General features: G+C 35.1%; 6 protein-coding genes. 3 read left to right on the forward strand and 3 right to left on the reverse strand.

The window, feature by feature from the left end:
* Positions 1-54 precede the first annotated feature (54 nt).
* The 3 genes from pstC to pstS (ACP6PK_RS26755) form a co-directional block, all read right to left on the reverse strand.
* A complete protein-coding gene (gene pstC / locus ACP6PK_RS26745; protein WP_094671460.1) occupies positions 55-1,029 on the reverse strand; it encodes a phosphate ABC transporter permease subunit PstC in 975 nt (324 codons plus the stop codon).
* Between the two features lie 168 nt (positions 1,030-1,197).
* The gene (pstS, locus tag ACP6PK_RS26750; protein WP_426564183.1) at positions 1,198-2,268 is read right to left on the reverse strand and encodes a phosphate ABC transporter substrate-binding protein PstS; all 1,071 of its coding nucleotides are present in this window, start codon (positions 2,266-2,268) and stop codon (positions 1,198-1,200) included.
* Positions 2,269-3,159: 891 nt separating this feature from the next.
* Positions 3,160-4,245: a phosphate ABC transporter substrate-binding protein PstS gene (gene pstS, locus ACP6PK_RS26755; protein ID WP_426564185.1), complete on the reverse strand. Its 1,086-nt coding sequence runs from the start codon at positions 4,243-4,245 to the stop codon at positions 3,160-3,162.
* 315 nt (positions 4,246-4,560) lie between these two features.
* Here pstS (ACP6PK_RS26755) and bioB point away from each other — a divergent pair, with 315 nt between their 5' ends.
* The 3 genes from bioB (at position 4,561) to lspA (ending at position 7,587) form a co-directional block, all read left to right on the forward strand.
* Positions 4,561-5,655, forward strand: a complete 1,095-nt coding sequence (gene bioB, locus ACP6PK_RS26760; protein WP_426564187.1) for a biotin synthase BioB — start codon at positions 4,561-4,563, stop codon at positions 5,653-5,655.
* Between the two features lie 753 nt (positions 5,656-6,408).
* Positions 6,409-6,993: a biotin transporter BioY gene (locus ACP6PK_RS26765; protein WP_094672347.1), complete on the forward strand. Its 585-nt coding sequence runs from the start codon at positions 6,409-6,411 to the stop codon at positions 6,991-6,993.
* A gap of 99 nt (positions 6,994-7,092) precedes the next feature.
* Positions 7,093-7,587, forward strand: a complete 495-nt coding sequence (gene lspA, locus ACP6PK_RS26770) for a signal peptidase II (RefSeq protein ID WP_426564189.1) — start codon at positions 7,093-7,095, stop codon at positions 7,585-7,587.
* The last annotated feature ends 601 nt before the right edge of the window (positions 7,588-8,188 follow it).

An 8,188-nucleotide genomic window follows, 5' to 3' on the forward strand; every position in this document is an offset into this window, starting at 1 on the left:
AATTATCAATTATCCATTATCAATTATCCATTATCAATTATCCATTATCCATTATTAATACTTCGCCTTAATTTGATTAACAATCCAATTAGCCAATATATTTACAACAAAAGTTAAAACAAACAAAACTACCCCTGTATACATCAGAGCAGAAAGTTGTAAACCAGAAGCTTCAGCAAATTGGTTTGCCATCAAAGAAGCGATAGTATTAGAAGGAGCAAAAAGGGTAAATTTAATTGAGTTAGCATTACCAATTAACATTGTTACAGCCATAGTTTCTCCCATTGCTCTACCCAAACCTAACATTACACCACCAACAATTCCTGAAAAAGCTGCTGGAATTAACACCCTAATAATAGTACCCCAACGAGTAGCTCCTAAACCTAAAGAAGCCTGTCGTAAATCAGGTGGTAAACTAGCAAGAGAATCACGAGAAATTGCAGTAATAATTGGTAAAATCATTACTGATAAAATAACAACAGCGGGAAACATTCCCGGACCTCCGGCACGAACCCCATCAGGAATAGAAAAAATTGGAATCCATCCTAAATATTTACCCAGAAAAGCTTCTATTGGTTCCAGAAAAGGAAGCAAAACATAAATACCCCATAAACCATAAACTACACTAGGAATAGCTGCTAGTAATTCCACCATAAAAGTTAATGGGGTACTAATTTTTGGAGGGATAAAATTTTCACTTAAAAATATTGCTGTACCTAGACCGAGAGGAACTGCAATAAACAGAGCGCAGACTGAACTAACTAAAGTTCCCACAATCATTGGCCATGCGCCATAATCCCCTTTACCGTCATTAGCAACAGGGTTCCAAACACTTTTAAGTAGAAAGCCAAAACCGAATTCATTGAGAGATGGTATTGCTTGCCAAGCTACTGTCAAAGCCATTAATATTAGAATAGCTGCTATACCCCAAGCAAAAACTTTAGTTAGGGCAATAAAACCATTATCAAACTTTTTTTCTGTATTACTCCGAGACCGAGTATCTTGTTGAACTTGAGATTGTGCAACCATATAATTTTTTACGTCTATATTAGTTCAAATATATCTATACCTTTTGACTTTTGATTTGGTTAACTTTAGGAACTTTCTGTAGATACTTTTGAGGTTATATTATTTCCCAAAAAAATGCAAAAAATTTAATTCAGAATTCAGAATTCTGAATTAAATTTTCCTTTGATGCTATTTGAGAGTCATATTGTAATCTGGGCTGATTTTATCAGCAGTTTCTAGAACTTTTTGACGTACATTATCAGGTAGAGGAATATAACCTAATTCAGAACTAACTTTTTGACCTTCATTTAAGCCATATTCAATCATTTTTTCTACACCTTCAGCTTTTGCTGCATCAGGATATTCTCCATAAGCAAGCATCCAAGTATAAGTTACAATTGGATAAGAATTATCTCCTTCTGGATCAGTAATAAAAGCTCGTAAATTTTCAGGTAATGTAACTGCCCCTAAAGTTGCTGATGCTGATTCAGCAGTAGGCTCTATATATTTACCTGAACTATTTTCCAGGGAAGCCATATTCAGACCAGCATTCTTAGCAAAACCATACTCAACATATCCTATTGCTCCTTCCGCTTGACGAATTTGAGCAGTTACACCATCATTCTTCGCACCACCGATACCTACTGGCCATTGAACAGTTTTACCTTCACCTACTTTCTGTTTCCACTCTGGACTAATAGCACTCAAATGCTTAGTGAAAACTCCGGTTGTACCACTACCATCAGAACGATATACAACTGTAATTGTTTTGTCTGGCAAACTCACACCAGGATTAATTGCTGTTATTTTCGGGTCGTTCCACTTTGTAATTTTACCCAAAAGGATATCTACATAAACTTCTCTAGAAAGTTTGAGACCAGAAACATCTGGTAAATTGTAAGCTAAAACGATACTACCAGCAGTCATTGGTAGTAAGATAACTCCTCGTCCTACTTGGGCAATTTCCTCATCCTTCATTGCCACATCAGAAGCACCAAAATCTACCAATTCTTGAGTAAATCTCTCAACACCAGCCCCACTACCAACTGACTGATAATCTACTTGTAGACTAGCGTCAGTATTACTCAAGTCTTGAAACCAACGTTGATAAATGGGTGATGGAAAAGAAGCTCCAGCACCAACTAGGCTTACTTGACCACCGCCACCACCACCACAGGCAGCTAAACCAATTGTCAGAGCTACTGCTGATACTTTGGCAATAAGACGAGTTATCCCAGAAAGATTTATACCAAATTCCATAATTATTTAGATTTCTATATTTCTCTAGACACCAAAAAGAATAGACGAAAGTTTAACATCTTGAGGTTAAATAAAGGTTAATTATTGTTGATGATTAGCAATCATTAGCCTAAAAATCATCAATGCTGATTTAACTAACTTATAGCAGGTTTCATTGAGATAGACTAAAGAGAGTTTTAATTCAAGGAAGTAGTTAAGTACCTAAACAAAATTATTTACCGAAAAATAAAGGTATAAAGCCTCTAACTCACCGTGGAGAAACAAAAAAAAATTTCCTTTTATTTAATCCTCTTCCTTTTAGGGAGAGGTCATTTCAGTTATCAGTTATCAGTTAGCCTCCTGCGGAGGAGCTGCGCTAACAGTTATCAGTGAACCTCCGACTGAAGTCGGAGGCTTGAAATACTGAATTAAATATTTTTTTCATCCCCTTTTAAGGGGAGGCGCATACCCTCATTTTTTGGTAATTATCAATTATCAATTATCAATTATCAATTATCAATGATTTACCTATTCTAACTCTCTGGGATATTTAGAAAGTAGAGAATTCATGTTGTATAGATGTATAATTAATTTTGTGTACCTGCTTATCTGTTCCATTCAAGTTAAAAATTCTATAATTTTAAATCTTTCTAATTGCAGATAGTTCTAATTACCTCATAATTATAATTTTAGTCTTATTGATTATGAGGTTGTTTAACCGGATTTGATATAACTTAGTTAATCAGGATAATTTATGAAAAAATCAACCCTTCTTTTTTCTTATCTAAATCTAATATAAATAAGACAAATTAAGAAGGGTTGAATATATGAATAATTTGCTGATAGATGCAGAATCAAGTATTTTTTATTTGGCTTTGAAGATTTTGACGATGAGTTTTTCCTGTGTAAATATCACTTCAGACTAATTTGATAGCCAGAGCTAATTTTATCCGCTGCCGCAGCAACTGTTTGACGAACATTATCAGGTAGTGGAATATAACCTAAATCAGCACTTACCTTTTGTCCCTCATTTAATCCATATTCAATCATTTTTTCTATAGCTTGAGCTTTAGCTGCATCAGGATATTGATTATAAATCAGCATCCAAGTATAAGTAACGATAGGATAAGAATTACCACCTTCAGGGTCACTAATAAAAGCACGAAGATTTCCAGGTAATTTTACTGCTGCTAGAGTAGACTTAGCAGACTCTAAAGAAGCCTTAATATACTGACCAGATTTATTTTCCAGAGCTGCAGTAGGAAGACCAGCATTCTTAGAAAAACCAAACTCAATGTAACCTATAGCACCCTTAGTTTGACGAATTCCAGCAGCTACACCATCATTCTTCTGACCACCTATTCCTGTTGGCCATTGAACAGTTTTACCTTCTCCTACTTTCTGTTTCCACTCTGGACTAATAGCACTTAGATGCTTGGTAAACACTCCTGTAGTTCCACTACCATCAGAACGATGAACTACAGTAATTGGTAGATTTGGTAAATTTACACCGGAATTAATAGCAGCAATTTTTGAGTCGTTCCACTTGGTAATCTTACCCAAAAGGATATCTACATACACTTCTCTGGATAATTTTAGATCCGATACACCTGGTACGTTGTAAGCTAATACAATACTACCCGCAGTCATAGGCAGCATCATAACTCCTCGGCCAACTTTGGCTATTTCATCATCTTTCATTGCCACATCACTAGCACCGAAATCTACTAATTCTTGAGTAAATCTCTCAACACCAGCACCACTACCAACTGATTGATAATCTACCCCAATATCAGAACGACTATCTCTCATATCAGCAAACCAACGTTGATATAGAGGAGCTGGAAAAGATGCACCTGCACCTACAAGGTTGACTTTTTGTTGAGCGAGACTGTACTTTACCCCAGCAACTGTAGTAGCTAAACCAACTGTTAAGGCTACTAGGGATACTTTAGAAGTATTACGAATTATTTGACTAAATTTTATACTAAGTGTCATAAGTATTTAAAGTCTGATATTGATTTTAAACAAAAGCAACAGTTAAATCACAGTTGAACATACTTAGGTTAAAAATAGGTTAAGAAAATCTCAAATAAAAGTTAAGAAATTTTATTTTTTGTTAAAATCAATAAAGGAATGTGGGTAGTATTTTGAGGATGGCAATCTACGGTTATCTTGACTTTGTAACTTCTCTACCGTCTTATTAAATATATTGATTGAAAACTACTTTTAAGTTAATGGTATGGAAATTAAGGGCTAAAGATGGTAGAATCTGGACGATATTAAAAGTTACCTCAAGTACAAAGGCTCGCCGTGGTTCAAGCACCCCTATCAACCAATACAAACACAAATACCAAAGATTTCCTATCTTTGCCAGAGACGAAAAAGAAGTTAGAGCAATGGCTCCATGATTTAGCCAAGCAAATTATTTCTGGTTATCGTCTTAGTCGAGAAGAGGCTATGACACTTACTCAGATTTCAGAACAAGAAGATATACTTTTACTCTGTGAAGCTGCGGATAAAGTTCGTCAATCTTGTTGTGGTAATATAGTAGACTTGTGCAGCATCATTAATGTCAAGTCTGGAGGCTGTTCAGAAAATTGTAGCTTCTGTTCCCAGTCAGCTCATCATCCTGGAGAAGCTTCCCCTATTTATGGCCTCAAATCTACTGAGGAAATCTTGGCCCAGGCAAAAGCGGCAGAAGCAGGTGGAGCTAGAAGATTTTGTTTGGTTTCTCAGGGTAGGGGTATTAAGTATGATAGTCCTAAGTCTAGAGAGTTTGAGCAAATTCTGGCTACAGTAAGACAAATTATTGCTGAGACTAATATTAAGCCTTGTTGTGCTTTGGGAGAAGTAACGGAAGAACAAGCTCAAGCATTAGCAGAGGCAGGAGTAACTCGCTACAATCATAATTTGGAAGCCTCTGAGAATTTTTACCCGGAAATTGTTACGACTCATAGCTGGAATGACCGAGTTGAAACTGTGAAAAACCTCAAAGCAGCAGGTATTCAAGCTTGCACTGGGGGTATTATTGGCATGGGGGAAACTTGGGCAGATAGAATAGATTTGGCCTTAGCTTTGCGAGAGTTGGAGGTTGAGTCTGTACCTTTGAATTTGTTAAATCCTCGTGAAGGTACCCCATTAGGTGATTTACCAAAGTTAGACCCTTATGATGCTTTGAAGGCGATCGCTATTTTTCGTCTTATCCTACCAGAACAAATTATTCGTTATGCTGGAGGGCGAGAAGCAGTGATGGGAGAGTTGCAAGGTTTGGGTTTGAAGGCTGGTATTAATGCTATGTTAATTGGCCATTATCTGACAACTCTTGGTCAACCTCCGGAAAAAGACCAAGTAATGTTAGAATCTCTGGGACTTCAGGGTGGAGAAACTCCTGTTCCAATTAAATAGGTTATAAGCATTCAGCCGTCAGCTATTGCTTTTGATGTAGGATAAAATCTTGGATGAATTATGCCAGATTTTAATCTTACTAGAAAATAAAAGTTGTACCTTTTGACCAAAAAATAAGGTCTCAAGCCTCCCCTTGGCTGCGCCGCGAGCTGCCGCTCTACAAGGGGATGAAAAAAATATATTTAATATTTCTGATGCTTTAAACAGAGAGAGGTACTGATAACTGTTAATGCAGTTCCTCCGATAGGAGGCTAACTGATAACTGAAATGACCCTAGAGCTTATATTCATTTAAACCCCCTTTTTAAGAAAGGGTATTATTGCTGTTTGCGTAGCATTCCGCAGGAAATGCTTACCGAAAAATTAAGGTTTAAAGCCTCTCCTTTCAGGGAGAAAAAAGCGGTCGAGGGATGGCGAGGTTTCCCGCTCTTATCAGAGCCGCTCCGCTAACGCCATATCCAATCGACCAAGAGAAGAAAAAAAGTTCCTCTGAACCAATTCTCTTTTTTTTAAGAAGAGGTAATTATTAATTATTAATTATTAATTGTTAATTATTAATTATTCAAAATAGGTTTTAGTTGGTAGGATAATTGTTGATGCTAAAAAGTAATTGTTAATTGTCCTGAAGAAAAAATTGGGATGAAAAAAATCAACTTCAGTATTTCAAGGCTCTGGCTTTAGGCAGAGATATTGATAATTGATAACTGATAACTGTTAACGTAGTTCCTCCGCAGGAGGCTAACTAATAACTAAAATGACAATTACTGTAGAATTACTTTGGGCAATTACAGGTTTACTTTTAACAATTGCTGCAACATTTTTACCTGCTTCTTTTGCTAGTCCAACTTGGATTTGGGAACAGCAAGAAGTTCAAACTTTTTCTTTAGGAGTAACTTACCAAGTTGGTGCTGTTTTATTGGTAGGTTGTTTAGGTGGAAAAAATGCTGCTGTTATGTCTCAAATAGCCTATATATTTTTAGGTATAACTTTATTACCTGTGTTTAGTGAAGGTGGTGGTATTGGTTATTTGAGAGAACCTAGTTTCGGTTATTTATTAGGTTTTATTCCTGGAGCTTGGATATGTGGAAATTTAGCTTTTCAAGAATATCCTAAATTAGAATCATTGGCTTTTAGCTGTTTATGTGGTTTGTTGAGTGTTCATGTAACTGGGTTAACTTATCTAATTATTAGTGGTATTTTCGGCTGGAGAAATATAGAATCATTATCTTTATTTGAAGGTATTTTTAGATATTCTATTTTTCCTTTACCAGGACAACTAGGAATTATATGTGCTGTGGCAGTTATGGCTTATTTTCTAAGACGTTTACTATTTTATTAAAAATAGGGAGTGGGGAGTAGGGAGTAGGGAGTAGGGGGTACATATAAAAAGTTTTTGCTAAATTTAAATTGTATAGTAAATCTAACTAAATTATAGTAATTGTTAAATTTGAAATTACGTTTAAAAAAAAATCCCTTATTCTGGATAGTTGCAATTATCAGCATTGTATTAGACCATCTCACTAAATTTTGGGTGGTACAAAATTTTCAACTCGAAGAAAGTCTGGCTTTATGGCCTGGTGTATTTCACTTTACTTATGTGACTAATACTGGAGCAGCTTTTAGTCTGTTTAGTAATGGTGGAGTTTATTGGTTGCGGTGGTTATCTTTAATAGTTAGTCTGGGTCTGATGGCTTGGGCATGGTTTGGGCCTAGATTTAATCGATGGGAACAACTGGGTTATGGTTTAATTTTAGGAGGAGCATTGGGTAATGGTATTGATAGATTTGTTTCCGGTTATGTTGTAGATTTTTTACACTTTCGCCTTATAGATTTTCCAGTTTTTAATGTAGCCGATGTTTCGATTAATATTGGTATTGTCTGTTTACTAATTGCCACATTTTTTAGTGAGAATTCTAAACGTCACTCTCAATAAGTATCTGTGAAAAATAATTGCTTTTTTGTATAAGTTAATTAATCAGGTCTAGAAAGCAACAGACAAGAAATTTTTTGAGAAAAAATACTCTTCTCTTTACCAAAAAATGAGGGCATGAGTCTCCCCTTTTAAGGGGATGAAAAAATCTTTAACTCAGTATTTCAAGCCTCCGACTAAAGTCGGAGGTTCACTCATAACTGATAACTGATAACTGATAACTGATAACTGAAATGACACTCTCTAGATATAATTTTGGTATATGTCTATTATCACCTTTTGATTTTTCTATTACTGTCTTGTTTTAAGTTTAGTTCACTTCAAGACTTTCCTCAATAAATACAACTATAAAATTTATTCTTCTTTCTTCCTTCTTACCTAAAAATAAAGGTATAAAGTCTCTCCTTTTAAGGATAAAAAAGAAAAAAATCCTTTTATTCAATCCTCTTCTTTATAATAAGAGGTAATTATCAATTATCAATTATCAATTATCCATTATCCATTATCAATTATCCATTATCCATTATCCATTATCAATTATCAATTATCAATTATCAATTATCAATTATCAATTATCAATTATCCATTATCAATTATCAATTAT

The organism is Dapis hubbardiae BLCC-M172 (assembly GCF_050016015.1).
Taxonomy (GTDB): domain Bacteria; phylum Cyanobacteriota; class Cyanobacteriia; order Cyanobacteriales; family Microcoleaceae; genus Trichodesmium.

Bases quoted from the DNA above. Each gene is read 5' to 3' on its own strand.
- pstC (WP_094671460.1), bottom strand. From the start codon at position 1,029: ATGGTTGCACAATCTCAAGTTCAACAAGATACTCGGTCTCGGAGTAAT.
- pstS (WP_426564183.1), bottom strand. From the start codon at position 2,268: ATGGAATTTGGTATAAATCTTTCTGGGATAACTCGTCTTATTGCCAAA.
- pstS (WP_426564185.1), bottom strand. From the start codon at position 4,245: ATGACACTTAGTATAAAATTTAGTCAAATAATTCGTAATACTTCTAAA.
- ACP6PK_RS26765 (WP_094672347.1), top strand. From the start codon at position 6,409: ATGACAATTACTGTAGAATTACTTTGGGCAATTACAGGTTTACTTTTA.